Raw genomic sequence first — 21,180 nt, forward strand, 5'->3', positions numbered from 1 at the left:
CAGTAGTCATGGAGTTTGGGCTTTGCCATGCCCTTGTGGGTCAACCTGCGTTGCACATTCCTGCGCCGCAGTGCCTTGCTGAACGCACAGAAGATAGCGCTCGGTCACGTCCTGCGCGTGTGCCAGCGCCCGCTCCAGATCTTTGCTATCCAGCGACTGGTTAATTGCGTCGAATAGCCAGTAGGTATCAAGTCGTGCGTCGAGGGTAGCAGCCTCGTCGGGCGACGAGGAGGCTCTGGCTGTTCGGTAGGCGTCGAATACGCTCGCCGCGCCACCAGGCGCATGCTCCTGGAAACTGGCCGACTGCGCAAGCGAACTACGCGCCGGGAAGCCGCCAGCCAGCACCGTCGGCTCCTGGCTGAGAAATTTGAGCCAGCGCCAGCATTGCTCGGCGTGCTGTGTCTTCGCGGAGATAGACAGGCCGATTGGATTCACAATGCCAGCATTAGCCGGCGCGCCACCCGGCAGCGGCGCGAGTGCGGCAGCGAATGCTGCGCGATTCTGTTCTTGAGATAGGTCGGCGCTCAACCACATACCCACCTGCCCGAGTTCCCGCAAGCGCGCAGACTCAGCCTGGTAGGCCAGGTCCACGCCGCCCAGCGATTGGCGGGGCGGCGCGGTATGGAGCAGCGCGGCATAGAAACGTGCTGCGCTGACGACGTTTGGGTCGGTCAGGTTCGCGTGGAGCGTGCCATTGACGCTGTTGGTAGCTTTTGCACCAAACAGGCTGAGAACAAATGCCAGCGTCGCCTGCGGATCGGCGTCGGCAAAGCCATAGCGCGGCAGGTCCCCGCGTGTGTTCGTCAGCTGTTGCGCCGCAAGCAGCATGTCTTCGGGCGTCCAGCCCGCGGCGGGGTACGCCACTCCAACTGCGTCAAAGGCATCGCGGTTATACGCCAGCGCGCGCAGCGACACTGTGTACGGCAGCCCGTACAGGCCCGCGCCCTGACGAAACGGTGCCAGAAAGCCGGGCGGATAATCCTGAAGATTGAATGTCGTGTCGGCGTCGATCAGCGGCTGGAGATCAAGCGTTCCAATGTCGGGCGGTTGGCCAGGCAGCAACGGCGTTGCGAAACAATCGGCTGAGTCGGGCACGTCGCCAGGCTGCGCCCCGCCATCCCCGCCGGCTGGCTCGCTGATCTGAACAAATATATCAGGATTAGCTTGATTAAACGCCTGCCCGAGCCGGCGCAGCCCTTCCTGATCAAAACCCCAGGCGCTAAACGTCAGCGCGCTCGCGCCGGGAGGTGCGCTTTCCGGCAGAGGCGTTGCGACCGACGGAGGGATGTTCGTGGCAGCGGGCGCTGGAAGTTGCGCAAGCTGTTCGCTCAGCCGTGCCTGGGCGTTTTGCAACGCTTGATCGACTGGCTCGTGATTGTCTATGACCGCATGAAGCGCCAGGCTGAGCGCCTCGAAAACCTCGGGCTGTTGCTTGCCAATCGGGATTAGGGATGAGGGGCGGCGCAGCGCGGTTTCGACCGCCTGGCGTGTTTCTGCATCGAAGTTCTTCCAGTAACCAGAACTTTCGGCCAGCGACCGTCGCGGTGGCACTGGCGCGGCTGCCGCTACCGCATACTGAACGCCGAGCGACTGCTGGCTGAGAAACGAAAGCCAGCGCCACGCCTGCTGCGGGTAGCGCGTACCACTGCTCATGATGTAGCCGCCGGGCGCAAGCACCACATCAGAATATGGCAGCGGCAGCGACGGCATGGGCACGGTGCCAATGTCGAATGGAGGAGCAGGCGCGTTCGATGCGTTCGGGCGAAAGTATTGCGGCCACCAGATCGCTGCGTGCTGATCAAAGATTAGCTGATATGGATTGTCGTTCTCGACGGTTCCACGCGCCGAAGGGCTTGTGAGCGCGACTGCCCCGCTCTCAACCAGCGCGCGAACGCGTTCGATCGCTTGCGCGACCTTTGGCTCATCCAGCCGAAACTGTCCCACAGGCGTCGCAAATGGCAGAATCCCGGCGCTCGCTAACTCGCCAAGCAGCGCATAACGCCCATCGCCGCCGTCGAAAAGACCATACACGTCGATCGTATCGCCTTGTTTGCGCGCCAATTGTGTAGCCGCCGCCGCAAGATCTTGCCATGTCCAATCTGGTTGCGGTGGCGGCAAGCCTCGGCTGGCCCACAGTTGCTTGTTATACGCAAGCAGCGGCAGCGGCGCGCTGCGCGGCAGCATAAACAGGCGATTATCCACCGTGAACATATCCAGCGTACCAGGGTACCAGTCATCGCGTGCGAATGTGGCGTCGGCGTCGGCGAGTGGCGCAAGATCGAACAAGCGTCCGCTCGTCATGTCGGCGCGGCTGACGGAATCCACAGCGGCCGTGTCGGCAGCACGCGTCGCCCGCCCAACCACTTCGTTAGAATCGCCATCTGTGCTAATCCCAACCATTTGCACGCGCATGTCGGGGTTTTGCTCGTTGAACGTCGCGACCAATGGCTGATAAAGGGCGCGCTCTGCTGGCGGCACGCCAAAGCCAATCGTCACCACGCCGTCCGAGCGCGTCAGATCGGGCGGCCGCTCGTCGCTTGTACAGGCGGCGAGGAGGCTGGAAAGAAGCAAAAGTGTTATCAGCAGACGGCATATGCCTGCTCGGCGCGAACGAGTATTCTTCATGAAGAACCTTGACGTACAAACAAACTTCACACCACAGTAATGTATCTATCGCTTATTATCACAAGAAAAGAAGTGTTTAGGTATGTTTCAAAGAACACCTGAGCAGCTAAAAGTATAGCAGGCCCAACAATGAATATTTTGCATTACTATATTTCGGTAAACACCCGCTGTGATTCCATGTGTAACACAATTCAGCATTGCTGTTGCGCGCTTAACAACTCCACGTCAAAGGCGACAGCGCGAATAAAATGGCCTCCTGCGGGCGCTCCGCGAATTGGTTAAAATTGCCCCTACACACGGCGGGGCGAATATGTTAAAATGACGGCTGCTTACGTTTCTTATAGTAAACATATGGAAACTTATTACACTCTGCTCGATATTCCGGTGCAGGCAAGCGCCGCCGAGATCGAGACGGCGTATCAGCGCCAGCGCGCACGCTACAGCCCCGAGCGGGTTGCCGAGCTGGGCGAAGAATTCCGGCAGGTGGCCGAATCGCGCAGCAGCGAGCTTGCCAACGCCCACGCCGTGCTCGCCGACCCGGCTCGCCGCCGCGCCTACGACGCCAGCATTGGCGGCGTAGCGCCTTCCGCTCCCCAAGCCGTCCCGCGCCGCACTGGCCTGAGCCGCCGCGAGATCATCATGGCGGCGGGCGGCGCGCTGGTTGGCTTGATTGTCATTGCAATTGTGTGGGTGGTTTCGGGCCAGAACGCCAGCGCCACGCTGCCGCCCGCCGCCAAAGTCGACCGGCCCGCGATTGATTTTGCCCTGCCCGCGATCGACGGCGGGGACGTGCAGCTCAGTGCCTACCGTGGCAAAGTCGTGCTGCTGAACTTCTGGTACACCGGCTGCGCGCCCTGCCGCGAAGAAACACCTGCCCTGCAAGCCGCCTACCAGAAGCTCAACGCCCAGGGCCTGGAGATTGTTGGCGTGAATGTGCGCGACAACGAGCGCAATGGCGCCGACGGCGAAACCGACATTCGTAAATTCATGGCTGATCATAAGGTTACCTACCCGATCGCGCTGGACGCCGGCAGCAAGGTCAACCGCGACTACCAGGTCTATGTGCTGCCCACCAGCGTGATGATCGACCGGGCGGGCAAGGTGCGCTACCTGTTATTCAGCGCCGTGACAGCGAGCGATGTTGAAGCGCTCTTCAATACACTGCAACAAGAAACATCAGCGCAACGCTGATGAAGAAGCGAGGGGTGCATGCAAGAAAGAAAGATTCTCATCGTTGATGATGAAGCGGGCTTGCGCGAGCTCGTGCGCATCAATCTTGAGCACGAGGGCTTCGCGGTGATCCAGGCCGAAAATGGCGCACAGGGCCTGGCGATGGCGCGTGAAGAACTGCCCGATCTTGTGATCATGGACGTGATGATGCCCGAGATGGACGGCTGGGAAGCCTGCCGCCAGCTCCGCGAGTTTTCGCAGGTGCCGGTGCTGATGCTCACCGCCCGCGTGCAGAGCCAGGATATCGTGACCGGCCTCGACAGCGGCGCGGACGACTACCTTGGCAAGCCGTTCAATATGGACGAGCTGATGGCGCGTGTGCGGGCGCTGCTGCGCCGCGTGCCCTCGCCCAACCGCCCGCTTGTGGCCGGCAACGCCGAAATTCAGATCGAAAAGCAGAAGCGCGAGGTGCTGGTGCGCAACGACGCGGTCGACCTCACGCCGACTGAGTACGATCTGCTCTTGCTGCTGGCCGAAAATGCCGGCGCGGTGATGGAGCACGAAACGCTGCTGCGCGGCGTGTGGGGCCAGGAATACACCAAGGACAACGACTACCTGAAGGTTTATATCTGGCATCTGCGCCGCAAGATCGAAATGGACCCGCGCGACCCAAAGCTCCTGCTGACTGAGTGGGGCGTTGGCTATCGCATGGTTCCCTAATCGCACAGAAGGGGCCAGGAGTCAGCAGGCAGGGCAGCGACGCCACGCGCATTCGCCACCCGCTGCTGATTCCTGGCCTTTGATTTTTATTATGACAACAACGACCACAACACCCCGCCGCATTGTCATCAAGCTGGGCACGAACGTGCTCACCGCCGGCACCGATCACCTCCATCGCCCGCGCATGGTCGAGCTGGTACGCCAGATCGCTGAAGCACGCGCCCAGGGCGTCGAGATCGTGCTGGTAAGCTCGGGCGCTGTGGCGGCTGGCCGCGAACGGCTGCAATTCCCGCCGCGCCGCAAAGACCTGCCATTCAAGCAGTTGCTGGCCGCCGTGGGCCAAAGCCGCCTGATGCACATCTACGAGCAGATTTTCGATCTGTACAGCATCCCGGTGGCGCAAACACTGCTCACCCGCGAAGACCTGCGCGACCGCCACCGCTACCTGAACGCGCGCAACACCCTGCTGGCCTGCCTGCTGCATGGCGTTCTGCCGATTATTAACGAAAATGACGTGGTCGCGGTCGACGAAATTCGCCTGGGCGACAACGACACGCTTTCGGCGCTGGTGGCGAACCTGGTGGATGCTGAGCTGCTGCTGATCTTAAGCGACATCGAAGGGCTGTACAGCGCCGACCCACGCCGCGACCCGCAGGCCACGCTCATCCCCGAGGTGCGCGCCATCGACGATGCGATCTACGCGCTGGCAGGCGGCAGCAATACGCGCGGCACGGGCGGCATGACCACCAAAATCCACGCCGCCGATCTGGCGACGCACAGTGGCACGGCTGTCGTCATCACCAGCGGCGCGACGCCGGGCGTGCTGGCGCGGGTGCTGAATGGCGAGCGCTTGGGCACGCGCTTCCCAGCAATTGCCAGCCGCCTGGAAAGCCGCAAGCGCTGGGTGCTGGCCGAAACCGCCCGCCGCAGCCGCGTGATTGCCGACCAGGGCGCGGCGCGGGCGCTCACCGAGGGCGGCAAGAGCCTCTTGCCCGCCGGGGTCGTCGGCGTCGAGGGCGATTTCGAGCGCGGGCAGACGATCCGCATCTACAACAGCGACGGGCAGGAGCTGGCGCGCGGTCTTGCGCAGTATGGAGCGCGCGACCTGCGGCAGATCAAAGGGCTGCGCTCGGCGCAAATTGCCGAAACATTGGGCTACGACTACGGCCCCGAGGTCGTGCATCGCGACGACATGGTGCTCATGTAGGGTTGCAGGTTGGAAGGTTGGAAAGTTGCAGGTTTGCGCCGACGACCGACGAGATATTAAACCGCAAAGAGCGCAAAGGGCGCAAAGATTTATAAATTTACGATTGACGATTGCCGATTAGGACGACCGACGACAGGCGAACGACGGCTGAAGAAAATAATCTATCTGCGTCCTGAGCAGTGGCGTAGCCGCGTATCGAAGGGCGCAAGCGTTAACCGACGACCCAAGTATTCACCGCAAAGAGCGCAAATGGCGCAAAGATTTATAAATTTACGATTGACGATTGACGATTGACGATTAGGACGACCGACGACAGGCGAACGACGGCTGAAGAAAATAATCTATCTGCGTCCTGAGCAGTGGCGTAGCCGCGTATCGAAGGGCGCAAGCACTAACCGGCGACCAAACTATTCACCGCAAAGAGCGCAAATGGCGCAAAGATAGAAATTACTGCCGACTGCCGACTGCCGACTGCCGACTGCTAACTGTCATCTGTTTACTCGCTCTGCGCTCGCAGTTCACTTGCAACCTGTAAACTTATACCAGCCAAACTCAACACTCAGCACTTAAAATTCAACACTTCGCAACAGGAGTTGATATGCTCGACCTGAACGCCATGGGCCAGCGCGCGCGCCGGGCCGCCCGCGCCCTTTCGCTCGCCAGCACCGCGCAGAAAAACGCCGCGCTTGAGGCGCTCGCCGCCGCGCTGACCGAGCGCGCCAGCGATGTGCTCGCCGCTAACGCCATCGACATGGAGCGCGCGCGCGCCGCCGGCACCGCCGCATCGCTGCTCGACCGCATGCTGCTGACCGAGGCGCGCCTGGCCGCGATCGCTGCCGATGTGCGCAAGGTCGCGCAGCTGGACGACCCGGTGGGCGAGCAGTTCGACGCGAGCGTGCTGCCGAATGGCCTGCGCGTGCATCGCCGCCGCGTGCCGCTGGGCGTGGTGGGCGTGATCTACGAGGCCCGCCCGAACGTCACCGTCGACATTGCGGCGCTGTGCCTGAAATCGGGCAATGCGGCGATCCTGCGCGGCGGCAAGGAAATCATGCACTCATGCGCGGCGCTGACCGAAATTATTCGCGATGCGCTCCTCGCCGCCGACCTGCCCGCCGACGCCATGCAGGTGATCGACGACCCCGACCGCGCGCTGGTCGAGCAGCTGCTGCGCCTGGATGCCTATGTTGACGTGATCATTCCGCGCGGCGGCGCGGCGCTCCATACGTTCTGCCGCGAGAAGGCGACCATTCCAGTGATCACCGGCGGCATTGGCGTGTGTCACGTCTATATCGACTCGGCAGCCGACATGGCCAAGGTGGTGCCGATTGTGCGCAACGCCAAAGTGCAGCGCCCAAGTGTCTGCAATGCGCTCGACACCGTGCTGGTGCATCGCAGCGTCGCGCCCGAGGTGCTGCCCGCAATTGCCCGCGACCTGCTTCCTCTGCATGTTGAACTCCGCGCCGACGAGAAGTCGCTGGCGATTTTGCAGACGGCTGGCCTCGCCGCCGAGGGCGTCGTTCCCGCCCAGGCCAGCGACTTCGGCACCGAGTTTATGGCGCTAATTCTTTCGGCACGCGTGGTGGATGGCCTGGACGAAGCGCTCGACCATATTGCGCGCTTTGGCGATCACTCCGACGCGATCATCACCGAGGATCGCGCCGCCGCCGACCAGTTTGTCGCCGCGGTCGATTCGGCCGCCGTGTTTGTAAACGCCTCCACGCGCTTCAACGATGGCGGGCAGTTGGGCCTGGGTGCGGAGATCGCCGTCAGCACGCAGAAGCTGCATGTGCGCGGCCCGATGGCGCTGCGCGAGCTAACGACCTATAAGTGGGTTGTCGAGGGCGACGGGCAGATTCGACCGTAGAAGTGTTGAGTTTTGAATTTTGAGTTTTGAATTGGTGAATGTCATTCAAAACTCAACACTCAACACTCAACATTTACCAAGCATGATTAGCAAAGCAAACGCCGAACACTATACCTGGGGCGAAGTCTGCGATGGCTGGCGGCTGGTCGACCGGCCCGAGCTGAGCGTGATCCACGAGCGCGTGCCGCCCGGCGCGGCCGAGGTGCGCCACTACCACACGCAATCGCGCCAGTTCTTTTTTGTGCTGACCGGCACCGCCACGCTGGAGCTAGGCGGCACGCGCGAGATGCTTGGCCCGGGGCAGGGGCTGGAAGTGCCGCCCGGCGTGCCGCACCAGCTGCTCAACCTTTCCGACGCCGACATCGAGTTTCTTGTCATCTCGCACCCAACGACGCGCGGCGACCGCGTACTCGCGCCTGACGAGGAATAGATTTCACTGCAGAGGCGCAGAGGGTGCGGAGGTTTTGGGATCGCAGGTTTGCAGGTTGCAGGTTGCAAGTTAGAGAGTGCTCATTGCCTCCTGCCTCCTGCCAACTGCCTACTGTTTCGTTCTGCGGTTCTTGGTCTGGGCGTATAGCAATACACCCTTCGTTGGTTCTCGGCTCTGCTGACTCCTGACGTCTGACTCCTGAACAACTATGGACGATTTTCAATCCTATCGCCCGCTGCTGTTCTCCATCGCCTACCGCATGACCGGCAGCGCCAGCGAAGCCGAAGACATCGTGCAGGAAACCTTTCTGCGCGCCCGCGCCGCCGCGCCCGCCGACCTGCGCTCGGCCAAAGCCTACCTCAGCACCATCACCTCGCGCCTCTGCCTCGACTACCTGAAGTCGGCGCGGGCGCAGCGCGAGCAGTACATTGGGCCGTGGCTGCCCGAGCCGCTGCTGACGGTCGATTTTGCGCCCGAGCTGGCCGCCGTCGAGCGGCGCGACACGATCAGCACCGCCTTTCTGGTGCTTCTGGAAGCGCTCAGCCCGCCCGAGCGCGCCGTGTTTCTGCTGCGCGAAGTGTTTGAGTACGAGTATGGCGAAATCGCAGCCATGCTCGGGCTGAGCCAGGCCAACTGCCGCCAGCTCTTTCACCGCGCGCAGACGCGGCTGGCCGAGCGCCGCCCGCGCTTCGAGCCATCGCGCGAGGCGCAGACGCGCCTGGTCGAGCGCTTCATGCGCGCCTGCGGCGAAGGCGATGTTGGCGCGCTGGCCGACGTGCTGGCGCAAGATGTGACCGCATGGTCGGATGGCGGCGGCAAGGTCACAGCGGCGCGCAACCCGATCTACGGGCGCGAAAACGTCATTCGCCTGCTGTTTGGCACGCTGCAAAAGGCCGGAACCATTCGCGCCAGCCTGCTGGAGCTGAACGGCGGCCCGGCCATCCTGCTGTTCAGCGACGACATACTGATCAGCGCCACGACCTTCACGATTGTCGATGGGTGTATTCTGGGCATGCATATTGTGCGCAACCCCGACAAGCTCGGCTACCTCGAACAGCAACTACGCGTGATTGGCGAGTAACAATGCAGCAACTTGGCAAATACCAGCTCCTTGAGCTACTCGGCCAGGGCGGCATGGGCGCAGTCTATCGCTCGTTCCACCCCGTGCTCAGCCAGCCCGTCGCCGTGAAGGTCATGCAGGCTGGCATGGCCGCCGACCCGCAGGCCGGGCCGCGCTTTCTGCGCGAGGCGCAGGTGGTGGCCGGCCTTTCGCACCCCGGCATTGTCAATATTTTCGATGTCGATGTGCAGGATGGCCAGCCCTATATTGTGATGGAGCTGCTGCCCGCTGGCAGCCTGGCTGCGCGCCTGCAATCCGGCCCGCTGCCACTGGCCGAGGCGCTGGCCCTGGCTGCTTCGCTGGCCGACGCACTGGAATATGCCCACGCGCAGGGCTTGGTACACCGCGACCTCAAGCCCGCGAATGTGCTGCTGCGCGCCGATGGCAGCCCGGTGCTGGCCGATTTCGGGCTGGCGCGGCCGGTGCAGCCGAACAGCGCCGCCCAGCTTACCGCCACCGGCGCGGTGATGGGCACGCTGGCGTATATGGCACCCGAGCAGTTCAGCGGCCAGCCCACCGACGCCCGCGCCGACGTGTATGCCTTCGGCGTGATGCTGTACGAAATGCTGACCGGGCAGCTTCCCTTCACCGGCGACTCGGCGCAGATCATGTACGGCCACCTCCAGCAGCCGCCCCCGCCGCTGCGCGTTGCGCGCCCCGACCTGCCCGAATCGATCGAGCAGCTTGTGCTGCGCATGCTCTCGAAAAACCCCGCCTGGCGCCCGCAGCGCATGGCCGACGTTGCCACGGCCCTGCGCGCAATTGCCAGCGGCGCGCCCGCCCCCGCCACCGGCCCGACCATTGCCGTCACGCCGCTGCCGCAGCCCGGTGTCACCACCAGGAATGGGCTGATCCTCGGCCTGGCTGGCGTGGGCATTGTGCTGGTTATCACGGCGGCGGTGCTGCTGTTCGCCCCGGCGCGTGTTTCCGTCACGCCCACGGCCACGCCAAGCGCGCTGCGCCTGCAGCTCACCCCACTCCCAACCTTCGCCGAGTTCGACCCGCCCGCCACGCCCGCGCCCGCCGGCACGGCAGAGCCGCCGCTGGCCGCAGTGCCCGCGCCGCAGCTTGCCAATGCGCAGCAGGTTGGCCCCGAGCCATTCACGATTGGCGGGGTGAGCGTGCGGCGCGACGAGGATTCGGTCTGGTTTTTTGGCGAGCTGCGCAACGACGGTGACGAGCCGCGCGAAAGCATCGAGGTGCGCGTGGTGCTGCGCGACAAATCCGGCGCGGAAGTTGGCAGCAAAAGCGGCTTTGTCGACATGCACTACCTCGAACCGCAGCAGATTGCGCCATTCAGCGTGCTCTTTTCCAAAGACGACGCGCCGCCGCCTTACGATTCGTATGATTTCGAGGTGATCAGCGCCAAGGCCGATTTCCAGCTTGGCTATTCCTACCGCGATCTCGAGCTGGCCGACGTGGCTGCGCGGCGCACCAGCCTCGGCTTTGTCCAGATCAGCGGGCGCGTGCGCAACAGTGGCGCGGCCCCAACACAGTTTGTGGAAGTGATGGCAGTGTTCTACGACGCGGCGGGCAACGTGGTTGGGATCAGCTCGGGCTACGCGCAAACGCCTGGGAAAGAGCCGCTGGCAGCCGGCGCAACGGCGCGCTTTGATATCAGCGGCATTGTGTTTAGCGCGCCGCCGGCACAATATCGCCTGGAGGTGCAGGGCAGCCGGATCAGCTAGGGAAAAAAGCGCCGGCCACGTTCGCGGCTGATCTGCCGTGTGAACGTGGCCGGCGTGTTGTTCGCCCGCCGCCGATGCCGAGATTCTTTGCGCCTAACCAAATACCTCTAGGGCCAAAGGCTCCAAGACGCCAAGATCTGTAGCATCCTGAAACTCTCTGTGCCTTCGAGTCTTCGTGGCAATTCTTGCTGTCCCTTCAATCAGCAATCGGCAATCGTAAATACGCTACCCACCCTTACTCTTCGCGGTGAAGAAATCGACCAGCGCCTGGTAGCTCTTGAGCTGATCCTGCGTGGCGCTTTGCTGCTGGGCCAGCGCCTTCAAACTTTCCGCCGACGCCGCCGCCTGCGCATACTGCTGCGTTTCGCTCAGCACCAGTGTGTAGTTGCGGCGCGCTTCCAGGCTCTGCGGCTGAAGCTGCGTCCATTGCGCAAAGGCTTCCGCCGCGCGCGGCATATCGTCCAGCCGCACCGACATAATCCCCACAAACGACTGCAGCGTGCCATCCTTGGGGTTTTGCGCCACAATCTCCGCGTAGGCGTCGCGCAGTCGGCGCAGTTGGTCGGGCTGGCTGCGCAGGCCATCGGCCAGCTGCGATGCCTGGTTGTCGAGCGCGTGCGGGTTGGCTTTCAGCAGCGCCAGATAGGTATCGACGGCGGCAGCGGTGTTGCCTTGCAGGCGCAATACCTCGCCCTGGCGCAGCGCCGTGTCGGGGTAGTTCGGGTCGAGCCGCTTCGACTCGGCCAGCAGGTCGGTCGCTTGCTGGTAGTAGGTCTGCGCCTCGGCGGTTTTCTGCTGGTTGGCGAGGTAGTTGCCCATCAGCGCGACCGCGCTGGCATACTCGTTCAGGATGGTCACATCCTGCGGCGCGATCTCGTGCCCGCGCTTGTACCAGTCGATCGCCTCGGTCAGCTGCGCGGGGTCCTGGTTGAGCCGGCCAAACCAGAAGTTATGCAGGCGCGCCAGGTTGGCGTAGTGATCCTTGTTCAGCGAGTTGAGCTGCTGGGCGCGTTCAAGCACGGCCTGCGCGTAGCTCATCGTTTCCAGCGGGGTTTGCTGCAACACCGCCTGCTCAGCCGCCTCGATGCTCGGCATGTCCAGCAGGTCGTTGACGCTAGCGTTAGCCTTCGGTTGCCCAAGCTGGCCGTTGTTCTGCTGGCGTTTGATATCGGCAATGCTCATCAGGCTGCGCCCGAGGTTGAGGTAGTAGAAATCCTGGCGTCTTTCCATACCAACCGCGTCGAGGTAGTAGCCCATGCCCAGCAACTGCTGCTCGTAGCCCGAGTTCGGGTTATCGCCAAGCAGCTGGCCCTGCTGAAAGCGCATGTCGGCCAGAATATTGTCGAGGTTTGTGCTCCACACCGCCCACAGCGCCGCCACGGCCACAATGCCATAGATCAGCCAGTTGAGCGGGTTGCTGGCGCTGGCCGAGCCACTGCGGCCACGGGCGGCGCGCGCCTGCGCGGCCCCGCGCGCCACCGCGCCGCCTTGCCGGCGGTTGCCGCTGCGCGCTGGCTGATTCTTGGCGGGCTGCGATGGGGTGGCTTCTGGTGCGGGCTCGGGCGCGGGCACGGCTTCGGCAGCGCCAATTGTGTACTGGCCGGCCAGCGCGCCCGCTACCACAATCACCGCCATCGTCACCCACAGCATCATCAGGCTGGAAACGATTGGAATGCCGGTGAGCCCTTCGACGCTATGGCCCACCACAATTGATATGCCCGCAATGCACAGCACCTGCGTGCGCCAGTTGCCCGAGCGCTGCATGAGCCGCCACGCCAGCACGAAAAAGCTGATGATCACAAAGAGGTAGCTCGCCAGCCCAAGCACGCCCTTGGTCACCAGCTCGTCGAGGTAGGCTTCGTGCGAGCGGTCGGGCGATGCGCCACGCGCCTCGATATTCGCCAGCGCGGGCGGGTAGAATTTGTTGTAGGCCACAAACATGCTCTCGGGGCCCCAGCCGATCACGGCGCGCAGCGGGTCGGACGTAATCAGCCCAATCGCGCCGCCGGCCTTGTCGTCGCCGCGCCAGATCAGGGTGCGCACCAGGCCGGTGCCGGTTTCGGTTTCGAGCAGCGTGCCCATGCGGCCAATATACGGCACCCGCCGCAGGCTTTCGAACATGGGCGCGGTGGAAAGATTGAACGCGGCCAGAAAGCCACCAAGCACGAGCGCCAGCGCCACCCAGCCCACCAGCAGGTTGCGGTAGAGGCCGGCCTGCGCCGCGCCCGACTCGCGCGCGTGGCGAAAGGCGCGCCACAGCAGCAGCGTAAAGAACACAAACAGCGCCGCTGCCGCGCCAATCCACGGCCCACGGCTCTGCGTGTAGAAAATCGTCAGCAGCAGGAAGAACGTGATCACCAGCATGCCCACGCCCTGCAACTGCAACAAGCGGCGCGACGGCGCGGCCCGGCGCGGCAGGGTCATTAGCAAGCCATACGCGCCAACCACCAGCACCAGCGCGCCAATCAGCCAGAACGGCCAGTCGGTGTCGCTGCGGCCCGGGCGCGACTGCGAGATCTGCGCGCCGGAAGCCTGCCCGGCCAGGTAGCTCAGGCCCAGCAGCAGCACAAAGCCCAGCATCAGAATGCCCGGCCACCACATCCCCAGCGTGATGCGCTCGGCGGTATGCGGGCGCAGCGTCGGCAGGATGTAGAGCGCACAGGTGACGATCAGGCCAAACGGGAAGATCCACCAGTAGCGCAGGTCGGGCACGTTCGTGCTTGTGTCAAACGAGCGCACCACCGCGCCGAATTTCGTCACCGCAAACATCAGCAGCAGGCTGCCAAGCACCAGCAGCAGGTAGGCCGCGCCCCACCCAAAATCCGCGCCATCGCCTGGCTCGGCGGCGCGGCGCGCTTCGGCAAAAGCGGTGATGGCGCGATACAGCGCGAACGGCACGATCATCAGCAGGTAGGCCGCAACAAAAATCGAGTTACCCATGGTCGAGGCCACGCGTGAGATCACGTCGCCCTTCCACGGCAGCGGGTCGATCTGGTAGTGCTGCACCAGGCCATAGCCAATCGCCGGCAGGCTGCCCAGCACCGCCACCGTAATCAGGCGCTCAAGCTGCTCGCGGCGGCGCAGGGTCAGCACAATCAGCGTCGCCAGGCCCATATATGCGAGGTTGGTGTAGGTGCCTTGCAGGCGCTGGTACGAGCCCCAGAAGCTGGTTCCGGGCACCACCGAGGTCACGGTGGCGAAAAGGAACACCAGCGCATACAGCACAGTTGGCAGCGCCAGCGGCACGCTTGTGAAGCGCCGCCACCAGCTTGTCCCGGCCGGCGCAGTTCCACTCGGGCGCGCGCCGCGCTCCAGCAGGCGAATGATGCCAGCCGCCGCCATGATCAGCACAATGGCGCGCAGCGAAGTGGCTTTGTCGGGCTCGAAGTGGCGGGAAGAAAGGAGATTGAAGTAGCTGGGGATGAGCACCAGGGCCAGCAGCCAGCCGCCCTCGATCACACGCTCGCACCACGCGGCAATGCTGCTTTGTCGTTGCAAACCGGGGCCTCCTCTATGGGTGACATGCTGACACGGTGAAGGGGCGCGCAAGGGCAGGAAGGGTTGCCACCTGCTCGGCAAGCAGGCAGGGCTTGCGGCGTAGCAAGCTGGGGCCAGAACCTGTCAGCGTGAAAAGCGTAAACACTAATTTGCGGTTGCGACTGGCTCGGCGTCGCGCTGGGCCTGGGTTTTGAAGCCAGCCGCGCGCTCCAGCATTTCCTGCGCGCTGCGGCGGCTGTGGTCGCTGATCGGCACGCCATCGAGCATGGCAGCCAGCTCGTCGGCGCGCTGCTCGTCGCTCAGGCGCTGCACCAGCGTGCGCGTGCGCTCGGCGTCGAACGATTTTGCGATGGCGTAGTGCGAATCGCCAAACGAGGCGACCTGCGGCAGGTGCGTGATGCAGATCACCTGGTGGCGGTCGCTGATGCCCCACAGTTTTTCGCCCACCACATGGCCGGCACGCCCGCCCACGCCCACATCCACTTCGTCGAACACCAGCGTCGGCACGTCGTCCACGCGCGACAGGATGGATTTGAGCGCCAGCAAGAGGCGCGCGCTTTCGCCGCCCGACGCAATGCGCGCCAGCGGTTTGAGCGGCTCGCCGGGGTTGGGCGAGAGCAGAAATTCGATCTTGTCGATGCCGGTTTTGTCGAAGGCCCAGCGCTCGCCGCCCGAGCCATTGCCGTTGGCGGCTTCGTCGATGGCGGGCACGCCATGGGCGTCGGGCTGGCGCTCCAGGCTCACGGCGAAGCGCACATGCGGCATCGCCAGGTCGCGCATCGCGCCCGTCACCGCTGCCGCGAGCTGGTCGCCCATGGCGCGGCGCTTGCGCGAAAGCTCGCCGGCCAGCCGGCCAATCACGCCCAGCAGGCGCGCTTCCTGCTGCTCAAGGTCGGCCAGGTGCTCGGCGCTGTGCGCCAGCCGCTCGATCTCGGCCTCGGCCGAGGCGGCGCGCGTGAGGATCTCGTCAATCGAGCCGTGGTATTTGCGCTGCATATCGCGGATCAGCGTCAGCCGGTCTTCGATTGCGTCAAGGCGCGAGGAGTCGAACTCCATGGCGTCGCGGTAGGCGCGCACCTGCGCCGAAAGGTCTTCGAGCGCATACAGCAACTCGCTGGCCTGCTCGGCCGCGCGCGCCACCTGCGGGTCGAGCCGCGCCAGCTCGCCCAGCGCGTCGTTGACCGTGCCCATGGTTTCGACCATGGGTTTGGCCGGGCGGCGGCCGGCTTCGTCGCCAGCATACAGCAGCGCGTAGGTGGAAGTGACGAGGTCAGTGATACGCGCGCCATTCTGCACCAGCGTGCGCTCTTGCAGCAGCTCGGCTTCTTCGCCCGGGCGCAGCTTGGCCTGCCCAACGTCTTCCAGCAGAAAGCGCAGCTCTTCGATCCGCTCGGCGCGGCTGGCGGCGGCCTTGCGCAGCGCGCTCAGCTCGTCGCGCACGCGGCGCAGCTCGGTCACCTTCTCGGCCACCTGCCCGCGCAGCGGCACCAGCCCGCCATAGCGATCAAGCATGTCGCCGTGCGTGCGGGTGTTGAACAGCGACAGGCCCTCGTGCTGGCCGTGGATGTCGACCAGCCGACCGCCCACTTCGCGCAGCACCGAGGCGTTAACCGCCCGGCCGTTGATGCGCGCCACGCTGCGGCCACTCTCGGCGCTGACTTCGCGCGTCAGAATGACCTGCTCGTCGTCGTCTTCCCAGAGACCATATTCCGAAAGCAGGGGAATAATGTCGCGGCAGTCGGCGATGCTAAACACGCCCTCGACGCGGGCGCGCTCGGAGCCAGCGCGCACAAACGTCGGGTCGACCCGCTCGCCGCGCAGCGAGCCCAGCGCGTCGATAATAATCGACTTGCCCGCGCCGGTTTCGCCCGTGAGCACGTTGAAGCCCGCTTCCAGGCGCAGGCTCAGCCGATCGATGATCGCGAAATCGCGAATATTCAGCTCAAGTAGCATGCGTTATGGTGTAAGTAGCTCATATTTCGTTCAACAGGCACAAATGCCTTGTATCAGCCCGCCGGCCGCGCGCCAGAATTGCACTGTGTGGTTGCCTGCGAGTGTGCGCATTGTACCATAAGGGCAAGGGCGCGGCAATAAATATTCGGTGAGAAAAGGCCGTTTCAGCGCATTAGAATCAGGGAAGCGAACACCTGTTCGGCAAAGATTATATGCGGTTTTCGCGCAGAAAACAACAGGGATCGAGCACAATGCCCGATCCCTGCTTCTGTCCTCTCAGAACAAATTCCGGCTCGTTACGGCGTCACCAGCGGCGGCGTGCCAAAGCGGTAGCCCTGGCCCTGAACTTCCTGAATATAGCCCGGTGCTGTGGCTGGTTCGATCTTGGCGCGCAGGCGCTGCATCGCGCGCACAACCAGGCGTTTCTGCCCACGGTAATGCCGGCCCCACACACTCTCGATAATCTGCTCGGCCGAAATCACCCGGCCAGCGTTCTGCATCAGGAAGTACAGCAGGCGTGCCTCGGTGGCGCGGAGCGTGGTTCGCCGCGCGCCCAGCTTCACCACGCGCGCAATCGGGTCGAGCGAGATTGTGCCATGCTGCAAGGTTGCAACCTCCGATGTTTGTACGCGCCGGCTGCGCACAATGCGGTAGGCCAGCAGCGCCAGCAGAGCCACGCCGCTCAGGATGTACAGCGCCTGCCCCCACCACGTGCTCGTGTCGCTGCCGGCGAACATTCCGTGGATCAGGCCGAGCATAAACACCGCAAAGCTCAGGTAGTGAATGCGCCGCCACCAGCGCCCGCCAACCCACTTGCGCACATAGAAGCTCGCCCACACAACCAGCATCAGGTAGAGCGACATCTTGCCCACCAGGCCGACCCAGAACGCGCGGTAGCTGCCGCCCACCCAGGGCAGCAGTGCTTTCCCCAGGCCGTAGCCCAGCCGTGGCTCGGCCAGCAGGCTGAAGACGTGCGCCAGCGCGAACAGCAAACCCAGCAGGCTGAACTGCTGATGCAGCTCGAGCATTGCTGGCCCGCCCGGCCACATGCGCGTGGACTTCGAGCTGATGGCCAGGCCAAACATCATCGCAAGCCAGAGCGTGACGTAGCTCATCAGCGCGGTAGCGCGCGAAATCGTCAGGAAGGACGGCGGGTTGGCCACAAACGGCAGGGCTACCAGCCACTGCCACAGCGCCGCCATGCTGGGCGCTGCCCAGGTGATTGCAAAGGCCAGAATGGGCTGCCAGATATGCAGCACCGCGCTGATCAGCAGGCCAATCACGGCGGCCAGCAGCAGCGTGCCGACGATATGCAGCGCGTGCGGGATGCGCCAGGGCGAAGCGTTGCCGGTTGCGACTGCCAGCGGCATGCCCATGTTGGGTGCGGGCAGCGCCACAGCAACAGCCTCGGGTGCGGGCACAGGTTCAGTTTGTGTATGTGCAGCGGCTTTGCGGGCATTGGCCTCGCGAATGGCCGCCAAACGTGCAGCTTTATCAGCCGACATGGTGTTGAAGCCTCCTCGTGATGAGAAATTTCCCCGAGCAGATCCAAACCAGGCAACGGCATGGTTGCCGGCCAGATCATTCAAAACGCTTGCGAATGGGTAGTTAGTGGAGCGAGGATGCAGGCGCGCAGGCCGGCGCATTCCCGCCTTCCAGCGACGACAGCAGCGCGGCGAAATCCCAGGATTGGGCGGAGTTGCCCGCCAGTCTGGCAGCGCCAGCGGGTGGGCTTATGGTGGGTTGCATCGCAATCTCGTCGAGCGACACGGTGATGATGCTGGCGATAACGAGTGCCATGGCAGTGGTTGTGATCTTCATGCGCCACGGAGCGCGCTTTGGGCGCTGGGGCGCGCGAGAAGAAACCATTGTCCGTTCCTCCAGATATACTTGGCGGCTACGCAAGCCCAACTGTATCGCGGGCCAGTGCGGGCGTAAACCGGCATTCGCTTCAGTGATACAGCGCGTATCACCTGTGACACGAAAATGTGCCGACATGCTTATACCATGCGGAGGCGGCGGCGGTAAGAGGGTAGAAACCCAGGCCGGGCTAGGGCTTTCTCCTAGGTGAAAACACACGGGTGGCGGCGTGCAAACCACACGCAGCACAGCGTGTTTGCCGCAAAAAACCGCAGGCGGCTGGCTTTGCTCCAGCAGCAGCATATCGCGAATGTTACACTTCGTATCATTCCCCAGCGTAGTGACAGCTTGGCATTTTTCGGATATACTAGCGCAACAGTACTGGTGGCAAAATAATTGGCTTTGGTTCCCGGGTACCATTCAGCGGGCCGCTCGCGCATGGCACCCCGAACACGGGCCATGCGTTGCGCGGCACTTGCCGCCAATACACAAAGCAATCATTCGCCGGGAATGCGAGTTGAGGTGTGGAATGGCAGCAACGCGTGTGTTGGTAGTGGATCCTCACCCCGTATTGGCCGATAGCCTCTCCGCCTCGCTCGATGAAGATGGCAACTTCAGCGCCCAGGCCTGCACCTCCTACCTCGACGTTCCCGGCTGCCTCGATTCCTTCCACCCGGAAATTATTGTCATCAATGTCTACCAGGGCTCAAGCGCCGACGCGCTGCTTGCCTGCCGCGAGATAGCCGCGCTGCCGGGCGAGCATGTGATTGTGCTGATCGCGCCGCGCAGCGTGGTGGCGGGGGAGCTATTTTCGCTCGACGCGCTGGAGGCTGGCGCGGATGGTGTGCTGATCTCGGAAGAGCTTGACCTGGCGAAATTGCGCAAGGCGCTGACCGATGTCGAAGCCGGCCACAGCCTGCTCGATCCCAAGCAGCTGCGCGAAGCGCTGGCGCTGCGCCGCGTCCAGTCGCGTGCCATCCCGGCTGAGCTGGCCGAACTGAGCGAGCTGACGCCGCGCGAGCTTGAGATCGCTGACCTGATTATTGGCGGCAGCTCGACGCTGGAAATTGCCGAGCAGCTGGGCATCAGCGAGCGCACCGTGCAGAATCACATCAGCAACATTCTCACCAAGCTCAATGTTCGCACGCGCGCCGAAGCGATTGCGCTGCTGTACCGCTGGCGGCACGCAGGCGACGCGCCGGCCCGCACTCGCGACGCAGTGGCGTAAATTTTCCCACCAACGCATGGCGGCCAGTGCAGAAGCTTCCGCACTGGCCGCCATGCCGATTTCCTGCCCGCACTACTGGTAGGTTGGCGGCGGGCCGTAGTTCACTGGCGCAGGATCAGCAGCCGCCATACCCTGCTGCACCACCGTCTGCCCGAGCGCGTGCCCGATCACGCACTGCGCGTAGAAGCCGGTGAACAGCGCGCCCACACCACAGGCAATTGCGCCCAGGCCGCCAACAAAGCTGGCCAGGATCGCCACCACCAGCATCATTGCCCACGCGCCGATGCTTTTGCGCACCATCCCAACCACTTCGCCAATGCGCAGCGCCGCGCCCAGGTTGTTCGTGGCAACAAAACGCCCCAGCGCCGCATAAGCGACAATCGCAATCGCAAAGCCCAGCACCAGCATGATCGGCACCAGGCAAATGCCCAGCAGGCCAAACAATGCGCCCACGCGCTCCTGCGCGCGCTGGCTGGACGCCCCGCCACCGGCCAGACCGCCCACGCAGGCAAACAGCAGCGCGATCACCAGGATCGGCAGGCTATACACCAGGCGAATCACCAGATCGTACAGGCCGCGCATCAGGTGCTCGCCAAACTCGCCCCAGCGCGGCAGCGGGCGCGGGTTGCCCTGCGCTACGTTCTGGGCAACTTTCAGCGCGTAGCCCATCACGGCGAGCTGCCCAACCAGCGGGATGAGCGCGATCAGGCCGCCGATCAGGATCTTGCTGACCCACTCCTCATCCTCGAACACGAAGCTAAATGCCTTGCCAATATCCACGAGCTTGCTCCTTCCTTAGCCGCTAAACTCCCGCTCCAGCTCAATCACGCGCACGCGCCGCGTCCACAGGCAGGTGCCGGCCCAGCAATGCTTTTGCTCGCAATATCGTCATTGCGCTGATGTCGGGCAGGTCCTGGCTGGCGTTCACCACGTCGATGGTGCGGCCATGGTAGCTGAACGGGCCAACGTATATATTTACATGATACGCGCGATCGACCGATAAGTCGCGTTTTCCATAGAATGATAATAAGGAAGGAATGGCGCGTGGGCTGGGGCCATTCCGCAGGAAAGAGGCGACACGGCAATGCTACCCGAACAGAACATCGCTTTCGGCGGCGGCGTAGAGCTGCATCGCCGCCAGGTGCGCGTAGAGCAACGCGCTGAGCGCCAGCCAGATCGCGGCGAGCGCCCAGGGCCAGGGCAGCAGCCAGGCGAGGCCGGCCAGCAGCAGCGCGGGCAGGTAGGCCGGCAGCGAGCGCAGGCGCGCCTGCCCGTAGATCGACCGTGCGCGTGGGGCCAGCGCCGCGCGCACCGTGCGCATGTCGAGCGCGTCTTCCGGGCGGCCACTTTCGACAAAGCGCAGGCGGCCAACTGGCGCGATGCTGGCGGCAAACACGCCAAGCTCATACAGCGCCAGCGCGCCAATCAGCACGAATGCCACCACCTGCGTCGCCCCGCCCGCGCCAAGCAGCGCCAGCCCGAGGCACAGAAACAGCAGCCCGCCACCAAAGATCGGCAGCCCGAAGAACAGCATGTCGATCAGCACCGCGAACAGGCCGATCACATAGCGATTGCCCCATTCGCGCCAGGCTGGCAGCGGCGTCGGGAAGCCCTTGCGCGTCGCCTCCAGGCTTTCCATCACCAGGCCCGCAGCCCACGGGTAGCCAATAATCGTGAGCATCAGCGCCCCACCAATCAGGATTTTTCGCCACCACTGCGGGTCGCGGTGGATGTTGGCCAGCGCTGTGCGTAGGTTCATAGGAAGTTGCAGGTTGGCAGGTTACAAGTTAGCAGGTTATAAGACGGCCCAATAGAAA

15 protein-coding genes are annotated in these 21,180 nt (G+C 63.7%); 8 read left to right on the top strand and 7 right to left on the bottom strand.

Going from position 1 to position 21,180, the window contains the following annotated elements; all coding sequences use genetic code 11:
- Positions 1-6: 6 nt before the first annotated feature.
- Complete coding sequence (locus tag M1P90_RS23635) at positions 7-2,571, bottom strand: ABC transporter substrate-binding protein (protein WP_483697930.1); 2,565 nt, start codon at positions 2,569-2,571, stop codon at positions 7-9.
- 405 nt (positions 2,572-2,976) lie between these two features.
- Here M1P90_RS23635 and M1P90_RS23640 point away from each other — a divergent pair, with 405 nt between their 5' ends.
- From M1P90_RS23640 to M1P90_RS23670, 7 genes are all read left to right on the top strand, one after another.
- A complete protein-coding gene (locus tag M1P90_RS23640) occupies positions 2,977-3,816 on the top strand; it encodes a redoxin domain-containing protein (protein ID WP_483697931.1) in 840 nt (279 codons plus the stop codon).
- 18 nt (positions 3,817-3,834) lie between these two features.
- Complete coding sequence (locus tag M1P90_RS23645) at positions 3,835-4,515, top strand: response regulator transcription factor (RefSeq protein WP_483697932.1); 681 nt, start codon at positions 3,835-3,837, stop codon at positions 4,513-4,515.
- Positions 4,516-4,606: 91 nt separating this feature from the next.
- Complete coding sequence (proB, locus tag M1P90_RS23650; RefSeq protein ID WP_483697933.1) at positions 4,607-5,722, top strand: glutamate 5-kinase; 1,116 nt, start codon at positions 4,607-4,609, stop codon at positions 5,720-5,722.
- A gap of 598 nt (positions 5,723-6,320) precedes the next feature.
- Positions 6,321-7,586, top strand: coding sequence for a glutamate-5-semialdehyde dehydrogenase (locus M1P90_RS23655; RefSeq protein ID WP_483697934.1), 1,266 nt, complete (start codon positions 6,321-6,323; stop codon positions 7,584-7,586).
- 82 nt (positions 7,587-7,668) lie between these two features.
- On the top strand, positions 7,669-8,016 hold the full coding sequence (locus M1P90_RS23660) for a cupin domain-containing protein (RefSeq protein ID WP_483697935.1): 348 nt from the start codon (positions 7,669-7,671) through the stop codon (positions 8,014-8,016).
- Positions 8,017-8,224: 208 nt separating this feature from the next.
- Positions 8,225-9,097 (top strand): RNA polymerase sigma-70 factor, encoded by an 873-nt coding sequence (locus M1P90_RS23665; RefSeq protein WP_483697936.1) that lies wholly within the window; start codon positions 8,225-8,227, stop codon positions 9,095-9,097.
- Between the two features lie 2 nt (positions 9,098-9,099).
- Positions 9,100-10,824 (top strand): protein kinase domain-containing protein, encoded by a 1,725-nt coding sequence (locus tag M1P90_RS23670; RefSeq protein WP_483697937.1) that lies wholly within the window; start codon positions 9,100-9,102, stop codon positions 10,822-10,824.
- A 225-nt stretch (positions 10,825-11,049) separates the two neighbouring features.
- On the opposite strand, the gene M1P90_RS23675 is transcribed toward M1P90_RS23670, so the two are convergent.
- The 4 genes from M1P90_RS23675 to M1P90_RS23690 all read right to left on the bottom strand — a co-directional run bounded on the left by M1P90_RS23675 (position 11,050) and on the right by M1P90_RS23690 (position 18,144).
- Complete coding sequence (locus M1P90_RS23675; protein WP_483697939.1) at positions 11,050-14,322, bottom strand: hypothetical protein; 3,273 nt, start codon at positions 14,320-14,322, stop codon at positions 11,050-11,052.
- Positions 14,323-14,466: 144 nt separating this feature from the next.
- Positions 14,467-16,275 carry a DNA repair protein RecN gene (gene recN / locus M1P90_RS23680; protein WP_483697940.1) on the bottom strand — a complete coding sequence of 603 codons (1,809 nt, stop codon included), beginning with the start codon at positions 16,273-16,275 and terminating at the stop codon, positions 14,467-14,469.
- A 296-nt stretch (positions 16,276-16,571) separates the two neighbouring features.
- Positions 16,572-17,780, bottom strand: a complete 1,209-nt coding sequence (locus M1P90_RS23685; protein WP_483697941.1) for a winged helix-turn-helix domain-containing protein — start codon at positions 17,778-17,780, stop codon at positions 16,572-16,574.
- Between the two features lie 103 nt (positions 17,781-17,883).
- On the bottom strand, positions 17,884-18,144 hold the full coding sequence (locus tag M1P90_RS23690) for a hypothetical protein (RefSeq protein WP_483697943.1): 261 nt from the start codon (positions 18,142-18,144) through the stop codon (positions 17,884-17,886).
- A 520-nt stretch (positions 18,145-18,664) separates the two neighbouring features.
- Here M1P90_RS23690 and M1P90_RS23695 point away from each other — a divergent pair.
- On the top strand, positions 18,665-19,363 hold the full coding sequence (locus M1P90_RS23695) for a LuxR C-terminal-related transcriptional regulator (protein ID WP_483697944.1): 699 nt from the start codon (positions 18,665-18,667) through the stop codon (positions 19,361-19,363).
- A gap of 72 nt (positions 19,364-19,435) precedes the next feature.
- Here M1P90_RS23695 and M1P90_RS23700 read toward each other — a convergent pair whose 3' ends face one another.
- Both M1P90_RS23700 and M1P90_RS23705 read right to left on the bottom strand, forming a co-directional pair.
- Positions 19,436-20,143, bottom strand: a complete 708-nt coding sequence (locus M1P90_RS23700; protein WP_483697945.1) for a DUF4013 domain-containing protein — start codon at positions 20,141-20,143, stop codon at positions 19,436-19,438.
- A gap of 307 nt (positions 20,144-20,450) precedes the next feature.
- Positions 20,451-21,122, bottom strand: coding sequence for a DUF4013 domain-containing protein (locus tag M1P90_RS23705; RefSeq protein WP_483697946.1), 672 nt, complete (start codon positions 21,120-21,122; stop codon positions 20,451-20,453).
- Positions 21,123-21,180 lie beyond the last annotated feature (58 nt).

The sequence above is a fragment of the Kouleothrix sp. 19917 genome (genome assembly GCF_057073505.1).

Excerpts from the sequence above, each read along its gene's own strand:
- M1P90_RS23640 (WP_483697931.1), top strand. The coding sequence starts at position 2,977 with ATGGAAACTTATTACACTCTGCTCGATATTCCGGTGCAGGCAAGCGCC.
- M1P90_RS23645 (WP_483697932.1), top strand. The coding sequence starts at position 3,835 with ATGCAAGAAAGAAAGATTCTCATCGTTGATGATGAAGCGGGCTTGCGC.
- proB (WP_483697933.1), top strand. The coding sequence starts at position 4,607 with ATGACAACAACGACCACAACACCCCGCCGCATTGTCATCAAGCTGGGC.
- M1P90_RS23655 (WP_483697934.1), top strand. The coding sequence starts at position 6,321 with ATGCTCGACCTGAACGCCATGGGCCAGCGCGCGCGCCGGGCCGCCCGC.
- M1P90_RS23660 (WP_483697935.1), top strand. The coding sequence starts at position 7,669 with ATGATTAGCAAAGCAAACGCCGAACACTATACCTGGGGCGAAGTCTGC.
- M1P90_RS23665 (WP_483697936.1), top strand. The coding sequence starts at position 8,225 with ATGGACGATTTTCAATCCTATCGCCCGCTGCTGTTCTCCATCGCCTAC.
- M1P90_RS23670 (WP_483697937.1), top strand. The coding sequence starts at position 9,100 with ATGCAGCAACTTGGCAAATACCAGCTCCTTGAGCTACTCGGCCAGGGC.
- recN (WP_483697940.1), bottom strand. The coding sequence starts at position 16,275 with ATGCTACTTGAGCTGAATATTCGCGATTTCGCGATCATCGATCGGCTG.
- M1P90_RS23685 (WP_483697941.1), bottom strand. The coding sequence starts at position 17,780 with ATGTCGGCTGATAAAGCTGCACGTTTGGCGGCCATTCGCGAGGCCAAT.
- M1P90_RS23690 (WP_483697943.1), bottom strand. The coding sequence starts at position 18,144 with ATGGTTTCTTCTCGCGCGCCCCAGCGCCCAAAGCGCGCTCCGTGGCGC.
- M1P90_RS23695 (WP_483697944.1), top strand. The coding sequence starts at position 18,665 with ATGGCAGCAACGCGTGTGTTGGTAGTGGATCCTCACCCCGTATTGGCC.
- M1P90_RS23705 (WP_483697946.1), bottom strand. The coding sequence starts at position 21,122 with ATGAACCTACGCACAGCGCTGGCCAACATCCACCGCGACCCGCAGTGG.